Source organism: Enterobacter sp. 50588862, from assembly GCF_001462935.1.
Lineage (GTDB): Bacteria > Pseudomonadota > Gammaproteobacteria > Enterobacterales > Enterobacteriaceae > Enterobacter > Enterobacter bugandensis.
Genome location: NZ_LNHM01000007.1, coordinates 890,435 through 906,529, shown reverse-complemented (window position 1 = coordinate 906,529; position 16,095 = coordinate 890,435). Strand labels below are relative to the sequence as shown.

Below are 16,095 nucleotides of genomic sequence, written 5' to 3'. Positions count from 1 at the left end.
ATGGCGAAATATTGAAGAGGTGATATGACGTTACGAACTGCTCATCCACAGGAAGCCGAAATACTCTGGAATATACGCAATCAGGCGATTCGTGACGGCTGCAAAACCAGCTACGACGCTGACGTGATTGCACGCTGGACGCCGGATCTTATGCCCGAGCATTACCGTCAAATGGTCATTGATTACCCTTTTTACGTGGTGGAAGACGAGAAGGGCGTCATTGCGGCTACCGGCTATCTGGATCTCGATACCCATTGCCTGGAGGCCATATTCACCTTGCCTTCAGCCACAGGAAAAGGCATGGCGACCAGAATTATCGAGGCGCTTACACACGCGGCGCGCAGCCGGGGGATAACCCGCCTGAGGCTGGATGCAACGCCTAACGCCCACGCCTTTTATCAGAAGCTGGGGTTTGTGACGTTGCGCGAAAACTATCATCACTCGCGTATGGCGGGGGCTGATTTACGCTGTTTTGAAATGGTAATCGACTTGTAATGTGAGGAACGCATGGCTGTCACGGTAAGACCTCTACGCGAAGACGACTATCCCCAGTGGCGACCGCTGTGGGATGGCTATACCCATTTTTATGATTGCTACCTCGAAGAGTCCGTTACCGCATCGACATGGGAAAGGGCGCTCTCAACGCATTCACCGATGTTCTGCCGCGTGGTAGAGAAAGACGCAAAGGTCATCGGTTTCGCAATGTGTGTTCTGCACGAAGGAACCTGGTCAACCGCGCCCATCTGCTACCTGGAAGATTTGTTTGTTGATGCAGCCGAGCGCGGCGCGGGAGCGGGTAAGGCGCTGATTGATGCCTTGATAGCGGAAGGCAAGCGCGAAGGGTGGTCAAAGCTCTACTGGGTTACCCGGGAGAACAATCCGGCACGTAAACTCTATGATCGATACGGTGACGCTGACGATTACGTCCGCTATCGTCTCTCCCTTTAAGGCAAAAATGCCTGTGTTTGTATCACACTGTATCCGTGTTCCAGATACATACACAGGCTTGCAATAAACGCGTTTCCGCACATATCCGCTATACATTGAACTGTTGTTATATCCCCGTGAATTGTACTCAACCGGAGATACCAACATGTTCAGCAAACTCGCTTATTCAACGCTTGCTCTCACCGTTTCCCTTGGCACCGTCATGTCATGTCAGGCCGAAGTCACCGGCACTAACTTCGCGGCGGCTTTCGATCGTCCACAGCAAATTAACGCCGGCGATCTTAACGTCGGGTATGTCGACATTGGTCCTAAAGACGGCCAACCGGTCATTCTGTTACACGGCTGGCCCTACGATATTCACAGCTACGCTGAAGTCGCGCCTGCGCTGGCGGCAAAAGGCTACCGCGTGATTGTGCCTTCTCTGCGCGGCTACGGCACTACGCGCTTCCTGTCGGCAAAAACGCCGCGCAACGGCCAGCCTTCCGCGATGGCGAAAGATATCGTAAATCTGATGGACGCCCTGAATATCAAGCAGGCGGTGTTTGCAGGCTATGACTGGGGTGCCCGTACGGCCGATATCGTTGCGGCGCTGTGGCCAGAGCGCGTTAAGTCGCTCGTTTCGGTAAGCGGTTATCTCATCAGCAGCCAGCAGATTGGTAAACAGCCGTTGCCGCCAAAAGCGGAGCAGCAGTGGTGGTATCAGTTCTATTTCGCCACCGAGCGCGGCGCTGAAGGCTATGCCAAAAACACGCATGACTTCGCTCGTTTGATCTGGTCTCAGGCCTCACCAGACTGGAAATTTAGCGACGCTGTCTTTAACGCCAGCGCCAAATCCCTTGATAACCCGGATCACGTTGCGGTAACGCTCAGCAACTATCGCTGGCGCTTAGGGCTGGAAAAAGGCGAGCGCAAATACGACGCCTACGAGCAAAAACTGTCCACGCTGCCGAATATCACCGTTCCGACGATCACCATCGAAGGCGGAAACAACGGGGCGCCGCATCCGGCACCGCAGGCCTACGCGGGTAAATTCACCGGTAAGTATGAACACCGTACCTTCGGCGCAACCGTGGGGCACAATCCGCCTCAGGAAGATCCGCAGGATTTCGTCAAGGCAGTTGTTGACGCTGACAAACTCTGAAATGTGCTATTTTCAGTACGTTACCCTTCGGTCTGGAGATTTCGGTGGAGCATATTGATCATATCCTTGTCGTCGATGACGACAGGGATATTCGTGAACTGATTATCGACTATCTCGTTAAGTCCGGTTATCGCGCCTCTGGCGCGGCAAACGGCAAAGAGATGCGCGTCGTGCTGGACAAGCAGCATATCGACCTGGTGGTGCTGGACGTTATGATGCCCGGCGACGACGGGCTTACGCTGTGCCGGCAATTACGCGTCGGGAAATATAAAGATCTGCCCATCCTGATGCTGACGGCGCGCAACGAGGAGACGGACAGGATCCTGGGTCTGGAAATGGGAGCCGACGATTACGTCGTAAAGCCTTTCGTCGCGCGAGAATTGCTGGCGCGTATCAAAGCGATTTTACGCCGTTTTCGCACGATGCCGCCCAATTTACAGGTGACGGAAGCAGGGCGGCTGGTGACGTTCGGCGAATGGCAGCTCGATACTGTTGCCCGCCACCTGATCGACCCGGAAGGGGTGATTGTGGCGCTCAGCGGGGCGGAGTATCGCCTGCTGCGCGTTTTCCTTGACCACCCGCAGCGGGTGCTGACCCGCGATCAGCTGCTCAACCTGACGCAGGGGCGTGACGCCGAGCTGTTTGAACGCTCAATCGACCTGCTGGTTAGCCGGGTTCGCCAGCGTCTGAATGAAGATGCCCGCACGCCCGCGTATATCAAAACCGTGCGCAGCGAGGGCTATGTGTTTACCATGTCGGTCACCATCAAAGAGGCTAACGAATGACGCTCTGGCCTCGCTCGCTGCTGGCCCGCTTGCTGATCGTCGTGCTGCCCGGCCTGTTGCTCGCCAATGCCCTGAGCCTGACGCTGGTCATGATAGAGCGAATGCACAGCGCCCGAACGGTGATGCTCGGTAATCTGGAATACGATGTCGCGACCAGCGTGGCTATTTTAGACCGCTTACCCGCCAGCGAGCGCGCGGCCTGGTTGCCGCGCCTTGAACGGGGTAACTATCGCTATATTCTGGGGCCGGGAGATCCTGGCAACGCGCCGACGGACAAGCGCTCCCGGGACGCCATCCGAACCTTAAAAGCGACGCTAGCGGAACAGTACCCGCTCAGCTTCACCGCCGTTCCCGGCGCCATTTCACATATCCAGGCGCATCTCACGCTACATGATGGCGCGCCGCTGACCATTGACCTGATCCCACGGATGCCGCCGGTCGCCAGCTGGCTGCCCGTTGTTCTTATTCTGCAGCTGCTCGTGCTGGCTACCTGCTCCTGGATCGCCGTACGCCAGGTGATACGGCCTTTTTCACAGTTTACCCGCGCGGTAGACTCCCTGGACCCGGCCGCCAACACGCCAATGACGGAAAAGGGGCCAGTCGAGGTGCAGCGGGCAGCACATGCCTTCAACGCGATGCAGGCGCGCATTCAGTCCTATCTCAGGGAGCGGGCGCAGATCCTGGCATCCATATCGCACGATCTCCAGACGCCCATTACCCGCATGAAGCTTCGTGTTGAAATGGCGGATCAGCCTGACCTGCGCGACAAGCTCTTAAACGACCTTGATAACATGTCGCGTCTGGTGCGGGAGGGTATTGCGTATGCCCGGTCATCAGAATCACTGGAAGAGACCTCGCTGAAGCTGGAGCTTAACGCCTGGATAAACAGCATCGCCTGCGATTATCAGGACATCGGTAAAAACGTGCAGTTTCAGGCAGGCGAAAACCGTTTGCCCATCGTCACGCGTCCACAGGCGCTGCGCCGGGTGATGACCAACCTGCTGGATAACGCCCTGAAATTTGGCGACTATGCCACCATTAGCATTGATGACTCGGTTGCCGGAGAGGTGGTGATTCACATCATAGACGGCGGGCCGGGGATACCGGATGCCGAGCTGGAGGCGGTATTACAGCCGTTTTATCGGGTAGAAACATCACGCAACCGCGACACCGGCGGGACAGGGCTCGGCCTGGCGATCGCAGCGCAGCTCACCGCTCAGCTGGACGGAAAGCTAAAGCTGGCGAACCGCGCCGAGGGCGGGCTGGACGTTTCGATTACTCTCCCGCGCCTTTAATTGTACGGTTCTGTATCTCCCCGCGTGGCCGATACAGAGCCAGACAAAAACCCACGCTTTTACACATATCCTGAACACATCCGCACGATGAAATAGCCTCACTGCAGCGTCGCAGGACTTGTATTGTGAGGTATCTATGTTTCTGATAATTGCTTTCCTGGGCGGGATGATAAGCCTGCTCAGTCCATGTACGCTCCCGGTAATTCCTCTCCTGTTCGCCGGTTTTCAGGGGCAGCGGCGACATATTCTGGCGCTGCTCGCGGGGATGATCGTCATGTTCACCCTGGTGGCGATGGTCGTCACCGTCGCCAGCGAGTGGATAGCAGAGGCAACTATCGTCGGGCGCTGGATCGCGCTTATCGTCCTGGCCACAGCCGCGCTGGCCTTAATTTTTCCGGCCTTTGCCCTGCGTATCGCCGGGCCGGCAGTCAGCGCGGGAAATGTCCTCAACACCCGAAGCGGGCAAACGCGTGGTATGGTATCGGCTTTTCTGGCCGGGCTTGCCGTCGGGCTGCTCTGGTCTCCCTGCGCGGGACCGATTCTGGGCGCCATTTTCAGCATCAATATTGCCGGACACTCGGCCATTGCCACAGGAGCCTTGCTGGCCGCCTATGGTAGCGGCTGCGCGCTGATGCTGGGCCTGCTCGTTTTCGGAGGCCGCACGCTGATGGCGCCGCTGAGAGCAAGATCGGCGCTGATGGAAAAAATACGTCAGGGGGCAGGCGTGGTGATGTTAGCGGCCGTTGTCTTTAACGCAACGGGGATGACGTCTGCTCTGCAAGGCGCAAACGGCGTCGCGGATCGTCTTGAAACCGCGCTGCTGAATCTGGCAAAGCCCGCCGCGCAACCGGCGAAGCTTCAACCGGTCGTCATGACCGAGCCCAGCAGCCAGCTGCCTTCGTTAAGCGGTGGAACAGGGTGGGTAAATGGTGACCCTGTCACGTCTGAATCACTGCGCGGGAAGGTGGTACTGATCGATTTCTGGACCTGGGACTGCATTAACTGCCAGCATACGCTTCCGCACGTGCGCGACTGGGCAACAAAATACCAGTCTCAGGGCCTGGTCGTCATAGGGGTACACACGCCTGAATACCCCTGGGAGAAACCCATCGCCTCGGTGAAAAACGCGGTAAATAAATGGCAGCTGCCGTACCGGGTTGTGACGGACAACAACTATCAGATCTGGAACGCTTTCGGCAACCAGTACTGGCCCGCGCACTACTATTTCGATGCTAAAGGTCAGCTACGCTATACCTCGTTTGGCGAAGGGAATTATGAGCAGCAGGAAAAGGTTATCCAGCAGCTGCTCAAAGAGGCCCGTTCATAGCGCCGTTCAGGGCTGACGCTGGGCAACCATAAACAGTCGAGGAAAAGCCAGCAGTATCTGCCCGTTTTCCTGGAGCGGATACTGCTCTTCCAGCAGTTCATGGTAGCGTTTCAGGAAACGTTGCTGCTCGCTCTCGTTCAGTTCCTGGAGCCACGGGCGCAAACCGGTCGCGCTGACCCAGTCAATAATGGCCTGGTGCGAACTCATTTTATGGAAATAGGTTGTCCGCCAGATATCCACATCGCAGCCGGCCTCCGATAAAATATCGTAATAGGCATGCACGCCAGGCAGCGGCTCGCGGCCACGGTCCGGGTAGCCTTGCTCCAGCGCCACTTCACGCATCGCCACATGCGTGGGTTCAAGCCAGTTGTCCGGCATCTGGATCGCCAGCACGCCATTGAGCGTGAGCAGTGACGCCAGATGCGGCAGGAGATCGTAATGGTCAGGTATCCACTGTAGGGATGCGTTCGCATAGATGAGGTTCAACGGCTGGCCTGGCCTGAACTGGCGGATATCGGCCTCAACGAACTCTTCCGCTACTGTGCCTTTCGCGGAACGACAGTCCGTTAAAATGGATGCCAAAAGAAAGGTGGCGCAGAAGGGGGCGCAGCTGATTTCTTCGGGCCAGGTGGTGATCGTTGACGGTGGAACGACCACTTCAGAATTGATCGCTTTTTTACCGCGTGACCTGCGTATTACCGTGGTGACGCACAGTCCGAGCATTGCCCTGGGGCTTGTTAATCATCCTTCCATCGAGGTGATTCTGATCGGCGGCCGTTTGTATAAACACTCGATTGTCGCCGTCGGCGCGGCGGCCATCGAAGGTATCGAAAACATTCATGCGGATCTGTTCTTTATGGGCGTGACCGGTATCCATCCGGAAGCAGGGCTGACGACCGGAGATTTCGAAGAGGCGTGCATCAAACGTGCATTTTCCGGCAGAGCCGCCGAGACGGTTGTCCTGGCGTCGCCGGAAAAAATAAATACGGCGTCATCATTTGTTATTGGCGATGTGGCGCTGGCGAATACGATTGTCGTCGAAGGCGATACCGACCGCGGCTGGGTCAATGCTTTATCGGAAAAAGGGGTATCGGTCGTATTGGCATGAGCGTGAGCCAGCCAGAAAACTGGCTGGCGCGGGTACTCGCAAGCGAGTGAAATTAAGTTATCTTTCTTCGGGGGCATGGCATACCGCTTCGATATTATGACCATCAGGCGCAATGACAAATGCGGCATAGTAATTTTTACCGTAGGAGCGCAATCCCGGTGCGCCATTGTCGCGTCCGCCTGCGCGCAGCGCGGCATGGTAAAAGTCATCAACCTGCTGGCGTGTCGTGGCCACAAAGGCCAGATGAAGCGGAGCGGGTTTATCATTCGACTGAAAAAGGCAAAGAGAAACATCGCCGGAACTCATTTCGACGCCATAGTCAGGAGAGCCTTCATCGACGAGTTCGACACCGAGCGGTTGAAGCGACATGAGGAAGAAGGTTTTACTTTTCTCATAATCGCTGACGCCGAATTTTACATGATCAAACATTATGGACTCCTCAAAAGTGATGGTGAAATGAGAAGTATAGAAAGAGAGTGGAGTCCAATACGATCAAGGGGTTGTGAATGTGACCGATATCAATACTCGCTACAAAGCAGACCGTTTACTCCCTACGAATGTCCAACGCAGATAATCATAGAGCCAGTTAAAAAGCATCGTGTATGGCAGGAAAAACAGTACAAGGCCAATCTCAACAAAAAATGCCTCCGCGATCGTCAAATTCAGCATGAACATGGCCACAGGGATTAAGGAGATGATAAGGCCCGTTTCAAACCCAACTGCATGGATGGCGCGAACGAGAAACGTTCGTTGGAACTGATGTTTTTTCTGCAGGGCGTCAAAGAGCTTATTGAAGACAAAATTCCAGACCGTTGCGGTAAGTGCAGATATCACCGACAACGAACCCGACTGGAGTACCGAAACGTTCATCAGCCACGCAAGAGACAGAGCGATGATAACGTTGGCAGTCACTTCAAAAATGACAGCGTGGAAAATCCTTTCTTTGAAGCTTTTATTAAGTTCGATTTCCATAAGTCTACAGCAGCGGTGGTCAAAGCCAGGAGTATATCAAACGTCTTTTAACATTGGATAAACGTAGAAGTTGGGATTTCACAAACTATCAATGCCCAGGGGAATCACGACCGTAGGAAGGCAGATTTTGACTGGCATTACGTTGGTGCGCATAATGTATATTATGTTAAATAAAAATGTTGCCGTGCCTCAGGAGGTATCCCTCCTCAGTCTTGAGGATTCACCGTTGGCCACGCAGTTTGTATGTAAAACCCACTGACGATTACGCCCATCTGTGAAAAAAACTCATAACACCATTCGATGGCGCATGCTGGTTCCCTTCATGTCAGTGCAATACCCTTTCACATACAGAATTGCTGGCAATAAAAGAAGGAACACAGAATGAAGTATGTGAATCTGGGTCGTAGCGGTTTGCAAGTCTCCCGTCTTTGTCTCGGTTGTATGAGCTATGGTGAACCTGAACGCTTGCCTCAACCCTGGTCCCTGGATGAAAAGGCGTCACGTCCGCTCATTCGTCAGGCGCTTGAAGCGGGCATTAATTTTTTTGATACCGCGAATATCTACTCGGGCGGAAGTTCTGAAGAGATCACTGGAAAAGCGCTGAGAGAAATGGCCAGACGCGATGAGATCGTTGTGGCGACAAAGACCTTCTTTCCGTGGCGCAACGCACCCAATACCGGGTTTCTTTCCCGCAAGGCCATTTTTCAGTCTATTGACGATAGCCTGATGCGCTTAGGCATGGATTACGTGGATCTCTTTCAGATTCACCGCCTTGACCACTCCACGCCTGTTGAAGAGACCATGGAGGCTCTGCATGACCTCGTTAAATCAGGAAAAGTACGTTACATCGGCGCATCATCTATGGAAGCCTGGCGCTTTGCAAAAATGCAGCATACGGCAGAGCGTAACGGCTGGACCCGATTTATTACGATGCAACCGCAATACAACCTGCTTTACCGGGAAGAAGAACGCGAGATGCTGCCCCTGTGTGAAGACCAGGGCGTTGGTGTGATCCCCTGGAGTCCGATGGCACGCGGCAGGCTCACGCGCGACTGGAGTGTCACGTCCCGACGAACGCAAAACGATGCCTTTGCGTTAAAAATGTATGAGAACGCAGCCCTTCTGGATAAGCCCGTTATTGATGTTGTTGCCAGCATTGCTGAAAAGCACCATGTGCCAAGAGCCCATGTTGCAATTGCCTGGTTGCTATCAAAAACGGTCATCACAGCACCGATCATCGGCGCGACGAAACCAGAACATCTTTCCACGGCTATCAGCGCGCTGGACTTTTCACTTAGCGATGCCGAAATCATGGAACTCGAGGCACGCTATCTGCCGCACCCCGTCGACGGGATCATTCCCCCGCTTCCGGATACGCCACCTTCACTCACGCCGCCTTCAGCAATACAGGACTGTTAATGCCCTACCCTGGCCCGGCGTTGGTTCGGTGAGTGGATGGACTTGTGAAAAAAATTCAGCAACGGATTAGCCCTGGTCGGTCTATGGTGTATATCATTTCCGTATCAACGCATTCGGGCCTTAACGCACAAGGAAAACGATTCTGTATGCAAATAAGCAGAGCTGATGTCGCCGATCTCATTTATTTCATGGCTATTGCCCGCCATCGCAGTTTCAGCCGTGCGGCGATTGAATTAGGTGTCAGTGCATCAGCGCTTAGTCATGCCCTGAAGGGACTGGAAACCCGGCTCGGGGTTCGCCTGCTTAATCGCACGACCAAGAGCGTTACCCCTACGGCTGCAGGTGAAGAACTGGTTCAGTCTGTCCTTCAGCCTTTCGACAAGATAGAAGGCGCGCTTGAATCGCTTAACCGGTATCGTTATACGCCTACCGGGCGTATCCGCATCAATGCAGCCGTTGAAGCGGCCAATCTTTTGCTTGCACCGGTTATGCCCGCGTTTATGGATCGCTATCCCGATATTGAAATCGATATTGTGGCCAGCAACCGTATGGTTGACGTCACTGATGCGGGCTTCGATGCCGGTATCCGCTATGGTGGCACCGTCCCGGAAGAAATGGTTGCCCGGCGTTTATCTGCCGATATTCGCTGGGTTATCGCAGCCTCCCCCGACTACCTTGAACGCTACGGAACGCCTGAACATCCTGATGATTTATTACACCATCGCTGTATAAGCAATCGTCTCGGCGATGATCGGATTTATCGCTGGGAACTTGAGCGAGACGGCGAAACGTACCAAATCACTGTGCCTGGCTCAGTGACGGTCAACCAGGCTGAAACGGGTCTTGTGGCCGTATTAGGCGGGGCCGGCCTAATGTATTTTCCGGAGCCTCTTGTTGCACCCTATGTGAAGGATGGACGGCTCCGCCTGGTGCTTACGGAATGGTCCCCGCTGGAGGAAGGTTTTTATATCTATTATTCAAGCCGCCGGCAACTGCCGACCGGGCTTCGCCTTCTGATTGAGTTCATACAGGAGGCCAAGCCGCTGGGGTTGTGAAATAGCGCTTCCATACGGGACAATAGGATGCGGTATCGACGCGCTTCATTCTCTCCGTGCCGAAAAAAGTGGCCTGAGCCGTCAGCGTACAGCGCGGCACACCTCCAGCACCTTTTCTCTGAGCCAGCGATGCGCCGGGTCCCTTTCCATGCGCGGATGCCACATCTGTGACACCGTAATGCTCCGGGTTTTAAACGGCAATTCAAAGACGTGCACGCGCTCGGTCATCGGCTGATTGAGCAGATAGAGCGCCGGCACCATGGCAACGAGATCGGAGACCAGCGCCACCGATAACGCCGTCGGAAACCCTGGCACCACGCTGGCAATTTTGCGCTTCATCCCGCGTTCCGCCAGCGCCTCATCGACAAACCCGTGTAACGAGCCGTCGGGCGAGGCCACCACGTGCCCCCAGGCGACGTAATCCTCCAGGCTGACTGACGACAGCGAGGCCAGCGGATGCCCCTGGCGCACCGCGCCAACAAACCGGTCCTTAAAAAGCCGTTGCAGACGAATTTCAGGCCCCATATTGCTCTGCACGCCGATCTCCAGGTCAACCAGCCCCTCTCGCAGATAGCGCGACGTTTTCTCAGGTTTCGGCGAAAAGCGAATGCAGACGTCGGGCGCCACCGCCGCCACTGCGGCAATGAGCAGTGGCCCAAACGCCACCACAAAGCCGTCGTTGGCTCGGATGGTGAACAGGCGCTCCATACGCTCAACATTCAGCGTTTCCGTGGAGGGTTGCAGTACCGCCCTTGCCTCATGCACGGCGCTTCTGGCCCGGTCCCGGGTGGCTTCGGCCCAGGGCGTCAGCACCATCTGCCGACCGGCCCGCACCAGGATAGGATCGCCTGTCACCTCCCGCAGCCTGCTCAGGGTGCGGCTCATGGCGGAGGTGCTCAGGTTTAAGCGCCGCGCCGCGCCAGCCACGCTGGCTTCGGCCAGCAGAACGTCGAGCGCAACCAGAAGGTTAAAGTCAGGATCGGACACGATGGCTCCTCAGATAAGGCGTCTTATGCAACGATAAAGTGCAAGTACTGCGTCTTCCGCCCTGTATACCTCATGATTATAGTTTCGTCATCACTATTCTTATGCGGAGTAACGATGATGACGCTCTTTTCAAACCAGCCCGGCGATGAAGGCTTACCCGGTCATGAACGCGCCCGGGTGATGGCCGCCGTCATGACCACCACGCTGATGGGCGTCTTTGACGGCACCATGATCAACATCGCGCTGCCCTCCATGGCAAGGGCGATGCAGGTCCCCGCGAACGTTGCGGTGTGGTTTGCCAACGGTTATCTACTATCGGCGGCAATGACGCTGGCCATCTTCGCGGCGCTGGCGGCGCGCGTGGGCTTTCGACGGGTTTTTCTTGCCGGGCTTGCCACCTTTACGCTCACCTCGCTCGGCTGCGCGCTGGCGAAAACGCCCGACATGCTGATCGGGATGCGTATTCTGCAGGGCATCGGCGGCGCGGCTACCCTGAGTATCGCCCCGGCGATCCTGCGTTCCGTTTTTCCGGGTCGACTGCTTGGCCGCATTCTGGGGCTGCACGCCCTGCTTATCGCCGCCAGCACGGCAATTGCCCCTGTGCTGGGCGGGACGATACTGGACGCGCTGAGCTGGCAGTGGCTGTTCGCCATTAACCTTGTTCCGGGCAGTATTGCCCTGTTGCTGGCATGGCGGGCGTTGCCGCGCCAGTCGGACGTTGACCGCTCCCCCTTTGATGCGCCGGGCGCCGCGCTCTCCGCCGTGCTGTTAGGTTCTGCAATCATGCTGGCCGACAGCCTTCAGCACATAACGCCAGGCATTAACCCGGCAGCCGCTGGCTGGGGGCTTCTCACGCTGGTCAGCGCTATCGCCTTCGTCTGGCGTATTCGGCGCGCGCGCAGTCCCATACTGCCGCCCGTTATGTTCAGAAACGGACGCTTCACCCTCGCCGCCCTGACCTCGCTGGCCTCGTTTGTCAGCCAGGGCATCACCTTTGTCGCGCTGCCGTTCCTCTTTCAGAGCGTGTATGGCTTCAGCCCGGTGGTTTCGGCGCTGCTGTTCACCCCGTGGCCAATGGGCATCGTGCTGATCGCGCCGCACGCGGGGCGCTGGGCAGATACCCTTTCCGCGTCGCTGATCTCGACTATCGGGCTGATGATTTTTGTCGGTGGGCTGGTCCTGCTGGCGACGTTGCCGGAAAATCCGTCCGTATGGAATATCTGCCTGCGCAGTCTGGTTTGCGGGATTGGGTTTGGCTGCTTCCAGAGCCCCAATAACCGGGAGATGCTCGCTAACGTGGCGCGGGAATATGCCAGCTATGCCTCCGGGGTGTTGTCTATCGTCAGGACGTTCGGGCAATGTCTGGGAGCCGCCGCGGTGGGGGTGCTGCTTGCGACGACCGGATCAGACCACGATCGGGCCGTGCATCTGGCACTGTGGATCGCCGTCATCGCCTCGACGGGATCGGTTTTGTTTAGCCTGAGCAGGCTGCGCCCTGCGGTTCGGGCTTCAGCCTGAATCGCCCGGCGGCGCTACGTTTGTACGGGACAACGGCCGGGTAAGGCATAGCCGCCACCCGGCCAAAAAGACGACTCGTTCGTTTATTCAAGCGCCAGCAACGCAAAGCTCGCCAGCCAGTGTCCGCCGCTGTAGTGGCTGCCCACCACGTGCCCGACGCTTGCCGCCAGGTGTTTCGCCACGGCATCACGCAAGGCCTGCTGGGCCGGGTGGTTTACCGGAAGCGCCCTGGCAATATGCTTCATACACCAGGCGCGGCTGAGGTTTAACCCATCCAGATGGGCAATTTTCGGGTCGGTACGGTCGCTCACTTCCGCCGGCTTCATCAGCGCCGCAATGGAGCCGATATCCGGCAGAAACGCGTCAAACCAGGCCGGGAAATTCTCTGCGACCTTGCTCATCAGCAGCGCTTCCGTCAGCGCACCAGAGATGTACTCATCACCACCCGGCTCGTAGTGAGCCGGGTAGCGCGTGTCGGCGAAATAAAACCGCTCCGCCGCCGTCACAATCGCCTGCTCAAGCGCGGTATCTTCCACGGCTCGGGCGTAGTCCAGCCCCAGCGCGAGGGCAAACGCCGTGTTGTAGTGCGTTCCGACGCGGATCGGATAGGTTAGCTTGCTGAGGTAATCCACCAGCCGGTTGCGAATATCCTGGGTGAGCGGCTCCAGCGTCTGGTACCAGCCTGTGGCCTGCGGCAGCGACGATTGTTTCAGCTCCTGGGCCAACGCCAGCAGCCATCCGTAGCCATACGGCCGCTCAAACGAGGCGCGGAACGGCGCGGTGAAATAGGCCAGCTCCTTCGCCACGTTCTCGTCGGTCAGATGCTCGTCGAAAAGCGCGACGATGTCATTCCGACACGGTAGATCAGGATAGAGGCGCACGCAGCGCAGCAGCAGCCAGTAGCCGTGCACCGCCGAGTGCCAGTCGAAACAGCCGTAGAAAATCGGGTGCAGCTCGCGAGGCGGCAGAACGTCACCGTCATCATTCAGCAGATGCATGATGTGGTTCGGGTATTCCTGGCGCAAATAGGTTAAAGGCATGCGGGCAAACGCGTCAGCCTGATGTTGCGTCAATTCCATAACAGCTCCTTAGCGAAACACGAGGAAATACATGAGGAACACGTTCACCACCAGCAGGGTTAACGCGGTCGGGATCTGGATCTTGATCACCTGATATTTGTCTTTCAGCTCCAGCAGCGCGGCGGGAACGATATTGAAGTTCGCGGCCATCGGCGTCATCAGCGTGCCGCAGTAGCCCGCGTACATGCCGATCGCCAGCAGCGGCGCCGGGTTGCCGTGATGCACGTTGATCAGGAACGGCAAGGCGATCCCCGCGCTCAGCACCGGGAAGGCCGCAAAGGCGTTACCCATGATCATGGTAAACAGCGCCATCCCCACGCAGTAAATGACCACCAGCATGAAGCGGCTGTCCGGGTTCACGAACAGGCTCACCACCTTCTGTACCGAATCACCGGTATTGGCCGCCACGAACACGCCGCCGAGCATGGCCAGCATCTGCGGCAGGATCACCGCCCAGCCGATGGTATCGACAAGACGACGGGACTGACGAATGGCGTGCAGCGGCGTGCCTTTGGTCAGCCACCAGCCGGTGAGGATCGCCGCGACGCAGGCCACGCACAGCGCCGCCAGAGTGAGCTGTTTCTGGTCGAGAAGGTAAACACCGCCAATCGACACCCCCTTCAGGAACAGCGTCCCGATTACCGTCACCACCGGGATCATCAACGCGGGCAGGAACAGCCAGTTTTTAAGGCGGTTTGACGAGGCAATGCGCTCCTCGTCGGAGGCCATTTTATAGTGGCCTTTCCCGACCAGGCCAAAACCCGCCAACAGCGCGATAGCGATAACGCAACCGCCAACGATCCGGTACGCCAGCGATTTGCCCAACTCCTGAACCATCAGGTCACCGAACAGGAAGATCCCGCCGAATAAAAACCAGAACAGCGCGGTGGTAAAACGCTTCGGATTAGCGCGGTCGCGCAGGGTCATGACAACCAGCAGCATCACAACAAAGCCGATCAGGTAATACACGCGGTTAATGGTGATAAGCGTCATCATTGCGCGGCCCCCTGCGTACCCTGCTCTGCACGCCAGGCCATGACGTCGCGGCGGATGCTGGCATCCAGGCGCAGCAGGCGCGTCATATGAATAATCAATGCCGCAATGGCGGTGGGAATGGCCCACAGGCCGATGTGCAGCGGCTCGATCCCTTCGATCCCGTTTTCCTTCAGAAACGCGTCAATCAGCAGCACCGCACCGAAGGCGATAAAGATATCTTCCCCAAAGAAGACCGCGATGTTGTCGCACGCCGCGGCATGGGCCTTGATTTTGTCGCGAATGTGCTGCGGCAGTTCGCCGTATTCGTTCAGCGCTGCCCCTTCGGCCATCGGGGCCAGCAGCGGGCGTACCGTCTGGGCATGGCCGCCCAGCGACATCAGCCCCAGCGCGGCGGTGCCTTCACGCGCCACGAAGTAGAGCATCAGAATACGCGCCGAGGTGGCGCTGGCGATCTTCGCCACCCAGGCCTGGGCGCGCTCTTTAAGCCCGTAATATTCCAGCAGACCAATTACCGGCAGGATCAGGATGAAGGTCGCCAGCGATCGGCTATTGACGAACTTCTCGCCAAAGGTCTCCAGCAGCATCCCGAAATCCATCCCGACCAGCAGGCCAGTTGCCAGCCCCGCCACCACAACGACCAGCAGCGGGTTGAAGCGCAGTGCAAAACCAATGACCACGATCGGTATCCCGATCAGCGGCAACAGCGTAGTACCGTCCATAACGTTTACCCTATCGAAAGTGAGCGTTGCGCGCCGACGGCTATTTTTTTAATTTGCGGCGAGCGATGTTGTGTTTTTCGTCAGGCTTCACAAAACCTGCGCTAAAAAGCTATATCTGAACCTCAAAAACATGTAAACAAATTATCAATAAAATGTTCTTATTTTATCGACGAGTTTACATTTCTGGCTAAGGAACGTTATGACCTCGAAAAAGAGTGCTTCACCCGATTGCAACGATATCAACGATGGCCGGATTGTCTCCTCCCGCCATCTGGTGTCGGAGCGCTGCGCGGAACTGTCAGAGCTGGAGTACGCGCTGATCATGACCGGCAACGCGTTTAACAAGTGGATGGTGCGCTGCATGGCCGCAGCCGGAGAGCCGGATATGGGCGCTTTTGACGTTTCGCTGCTGCATCACGTGAACCACCGCGACCGCAAGAAAAAGCTGGCCGATATCTGCTTTGTTCTCAACGTTGAAGACACGCATGTAGTGACCTATGCCCTGAAAAAGCTGGTTAAAGCGGGCTACGTGACGAGCGAGAAAGCGGGTAAAGAGCTCTTTTTCTCCACCACGGAGGAAGGGAAAGCGTTGTGCATGAAGTATCGGGACGTGCGCGAAGCGTGTCTGATCGCCATTCATGCGGAGAGCGGCATTTCCGGGAAATCCATCGGCGAAACCGCGCAGCTGCTACGCGCGATCTCCTCCCTGTATGACACCGCCGCCCGCGCGGCGGCATCACTCTGAA

General features: G+C 56.7%; 16 protein-coding genes and 2 pseudogenes. 11 read left to right on the top strand and 7 right to left on the bottom strand.

The genetic code is table 11. The features are described 5' to 3' along the window. The first annotated feature begins 24 nt into the window (after nucleotides 1-24). The 6 genes from APT89_RS04670 (at nucleotide 25) to APT89_RS04645 (ending at nucleotide 5,496) form a co-directional block, all read left to right on the top strand. A complete protein-coding gene (locus APT89_RS04670; protein WP_060571836.1) occupies nucleotides 25-495 on the top strand; it encodes a GNAT family N-acetyltransferase in 471 nt (156 codons plus the stop codon). Nucleotides 496-507: 12 nt separating this feature from the next. Further along, nucleotides 508-948 (top strand): GNAT family N-acetyltransferase, encoded by a 441-nt coding sequence (locus APT89_RS04665; RefSeq protein ID WP_041909975.1) that lies wholly within the window; start codon nucleotides 508-510, stop codon nucleotides 946-948. A gap of 145 nt (nucleotides 949-1,093) precedes the next feature. Beyond that, complete coding sequence (locus tag APT89_RS04660) at nucleotides 1,094-2,089, top strand: alpha/beta fold hydrolase (RefSeq protein ID WP_045630422.1); 996 nt, start codon at nucleotides 1,094-1,096, stop codon at nucleotides 2,087-2,089. Between the two features lie 44 nt (nucleotides 2,090-2,133). Next, entirely contained in the window at nucleotides 2,134-2,874 is a 741-nt protein-coding gene (locus APT89_RS04655; RefSeq protein ID WP_060571835.1) for a response regulator, read from the top strand. Next, complete coding sequence (locus tag APT89_RS04650) at nucleotides 2,871-4,169, top strand: ATP-binding protein (RefSeq protein WP_060571834.1); 1,299 nt, start codon at nucleotides 2,871-2,873, stop codon at nucleotides 4,167-4,169. Before APT89_RS04655 ends, APT89_RS04650 begins: the two co-directional genes overlap by 4 nt. Before the next feature lie 136 nt (nucleotides 4,170-4,305). Beyond that, complete coding sequence (locus APT89_RS04645) at nucleotides 4,306-5,496, top strand: cytochrome c biogenesis protein/redoxin (protein ID WP_060571833.1); 1,191 nt, start codon at nucleotides 4,306-4,308, stop codon at nucleotides 5,494-5,496. A gap of 6 nt (nucleotides 5,497-5,502) precedes the next feature. Here the strand turns inward: APT89_RS04645 and APT89_RS04640 are convergent. Next, nucleotides 5,503-6,027, bottom strand: a pseudogene (locus APT89_RS04640) (trans-aconitate 2-methyltransferase); the annotation flags it as partial. On the opposite strand from APT89_RS04640, the pseudogene APT89_RS23185 reads away from it, so the two are divergent. After that, a pseudogene (locus APT89_RS23185) lies at nucleotides 6,026-6,604 on the top strand (DeoR/GlpR family DNA-binding transcription regulator); the annotation flags it as partial. The pseudogenes APT89_RS04640 and APT89_RS23185 sit on opposite strands and share 2 nt — an antisense overlap. A gap of 57 nt (nucleotides 6,605-6,661) precedes the next feature. On the opposite strand, the gene APT89_RS04630 reads toward APT89_RS23185, so the two are convergent. Beyond that, nucleotides 6,662-7,033 (bottom strand): VOC family protein, encoded by a 372-nt coding sequence (locus APT89_RS04630; protein ID WP_028013164.1) that lies wholly within the window; start codon nucleotides 7,031-7,033, stop codon nucleotides 6,662-6,664. Between the two features lie 99 nt (nucleotides 7,034-7,132). Beyond that, nucleotides 7,133-7,576, bottom strand: coding sequence for a PACE efflux transporter (locus APT89_RS04625; RefSeq protein ID WP_041909963.1), 444 nt, complete (start codon nucleotides 7,574-7,576; stop codon nucleotides 7,133-7,135). 381 nt (nucleotides 7,577-7,957) lie between these two features. Between APT89_RS04625 and APT89_RS04620 the strand changes: the two genes are divergently transcribed. After that, complete coding sequence (locus APT89_RS04620) at nucleotides 7,958-8,995, top strand: aldo/keto reductase (RefSeq protein WP_060571831.1); 1,038 nt, start codon at nucleotides 7,958-7,960, stop codon at nucleotides 8,993-8,995. Nucleotides 8,996-9,141: 146 nt separating this feature from the next. Then, on the top strand, nucleotides 9,142-10,050 hold the full coding sequence (locus APT89_RS04615; RefSeq protein WP_060571830.1) for a LysR family transcriptional regulator: 909 nt from the start codon (nucleotides 9,142-9,144) through the stop codon (nucleotides 10,048-10,050). An 81-nt stretch (nucleotides 10,051-10,131) separates the two neighbouring features. Here APT89_RS04615 and APT89_RS04610 read toward each other — a convergent pair whose 3' ends face one another. After that, entirely contained in the window at nucleotides 10,132-11,037 is a 906-nt protein-coding gene (locus tag APT89_RS04610) for a LysR family transcriptional regulator (protein WP_060571829.1), read from the bottom strand. A 117-nt stretch (nucleotides 11,038-11,154) separates the two neighbouring features. Here APT89_RS04610 and APT89_RS04605 point away from each other — a divergent pair, with 117 nt between their 5' ends. Further along, nucleotides 11,155-12,555, top strand: coding sequence for an MFS transporter (locus APT89_RS04605; protein ID WP_072201692.1), 1,401 nt, complete (start codon nucleotides 11,155-11,157; stop codon nucleotides 12,553-12,555). Nucleotides 12,556-12,638: 83 nt separating this feature from the next. On the opposite strand, the gene APT89_RS04600 is transcribed toward APT89_RS04605, so the two are convergent. The 3 genes from APT89_RS04600 to APT89_RS04590 are packed head-to-tail and all read right to left on the bottom strand — an operon-like array spanning nucleotide 12,639 to nucleotide 15,349. Further along, nucleotides 12,639-13,634, bottom strand: a complete 996-nt coding sequence (locus tag APT89_RS04600) for a DUF2891 domain-containing protein (RefSeq protein ID WP_041909957.1) — start codon at nucleotides 13,632-13,634, stop codon at nucleotides 12,639-12,641. 9 nt (nucleotides 13,635-13,643) lie between these two features. Further along, nucleotides 13,644-14,630, bottom strand: coding sequence for a DUF979 domain-containing protein (locus APT89_RS04595; protein ID WP_041909955.1), 987 nt, complete (start codon nucleotides 14,628-14,630; stop codon nucleotides 13,644-13,646). Next, nucleotides 14,627-15,349, bottom strand: coding sequence for a DUF969 domain-containing protein (locus APT89_RS04590; RefSeq protein ID WP_028013182.1), 723 nt, complete (start codon nucleotides 15,347-15,349; stop codon nucleotides 14,627-14,629). Before APT89_RS04590 ends, APT89_RS04595 begins: the two co-directional genes overlap by 4 nt. 199 nt (nucleotides 15,350-15,548) lie before the next feature. Between APT89_RS04590 and APT89_RS04585 the strand changes: the two genes are divergently transcribed. Then, the gene (locus APT89_RS04585; RefSeq protein ID WP_041909953.1) at nucleotides 15,549-16,094 is read left to right on the top strand and encodes a winged helix DNA-binding protein; all 546 of its coding nucleotides are present in this window, start codon (nucleotides 15,549-15,551) and stop codon (nucleotides 16,092-16,094) included. The last annotated feature ends 1 nt before the right edge of the window (nucleotide 16,095 follow it).

Coding starts and splice junctions, on each gene's coding strand:
- APT89_RS04615 (WP_060571830.1), top strand. CDS start 9,142: ATGCAAATAAGCAGAGCTGATGTCGCCGATCTCATTTATTTCATGGCT.
- APT89_RS04620 (WP_060571831.1), top strand. CDS start 7,958: ATGAAGTATGTGAATCTGGGTCGTAGCGGTTTGCAAGTCTCCCGTCTT.
- APT89_RS04660 (WP_045630422.1), top strand. CDS start 1,094: ATGTTCAGCAAACTCGCTTATTCAACGCTTGCTCTCACCGTTTCCCTT.
- APT89_RS04630 (WP_028013164.1), bottom strand. CDS start 7,033: ATGTTTGATCATGTAAAATTCGGCGTCAGCGATTATGAGAAAAGTAAA.
- APT89_RS04590 (WP_028013182.1), bottom strand. CDS start 15,349: ATGGACGGTACTACGCTGTTGCCGCTGATCGGGATACCGATCGTGGTC.
- APT89_RS04650 (WP_060571834.1), top strand. CDS start 2,871: ATGACGCTCTGGCCTCGCTCGCTGCTGGCCCGCTTGCTGATCGTCGTG.
- APT89_RS04670 (WP_060571836.1), top strand. CDS start 25: ATGACGTTACGAACTGCTCATCCACAGGAAGCCGAAATACTCTGGAAT.
- APT89_RS04665 (WP_041909975.1), top strand. CDS start 508: ATGGCTGTCACGGTAAGACCTCTACGCGAAGACGACTATCCCCAGTGG.
- APT89_RS04645 (WP_060571833.1), top strand. CDS start 4,306: ATGTTTCTGATAATTGCTTTCCTGGGCGGGATGATAAGCCTGCTCAGT.
- APT89_RS04595 (WP_041909955.1), bottom strand. CDS start 14,630: ATGATGACGCTTATCACCATTAACCGCGTGTATTACCTGATCGGCTTT.
- APT89_RS04605 (WP_072201692.1), top strand. CDS start 11,155: ATGACGCTCTTTTCAAACCAGCCCGGCGATGAAGGCTTACCCGGTCAT.
- APT89_RS04625 (WP_041909963.1), bottom strand. CDS start 7,576: ATGGAAATCGAACTTAATAAAAGCTTCAAAGAAAGGATTTTCCACGCT.
- APT89_RS04600 (WP_041909957.1), bottom strand. CDS start 13,634: ATGGAATTGACGCAACATCAGGCTGACGCGTTTGCCCGCATGCCTTTA.
- APT89_RS04585 (WP_041909953.1), top strand. CDS start 15,549: ATGACCTCGAAAAAGAGTGCTTCACCCGATTGCAACGATATCAACGAT.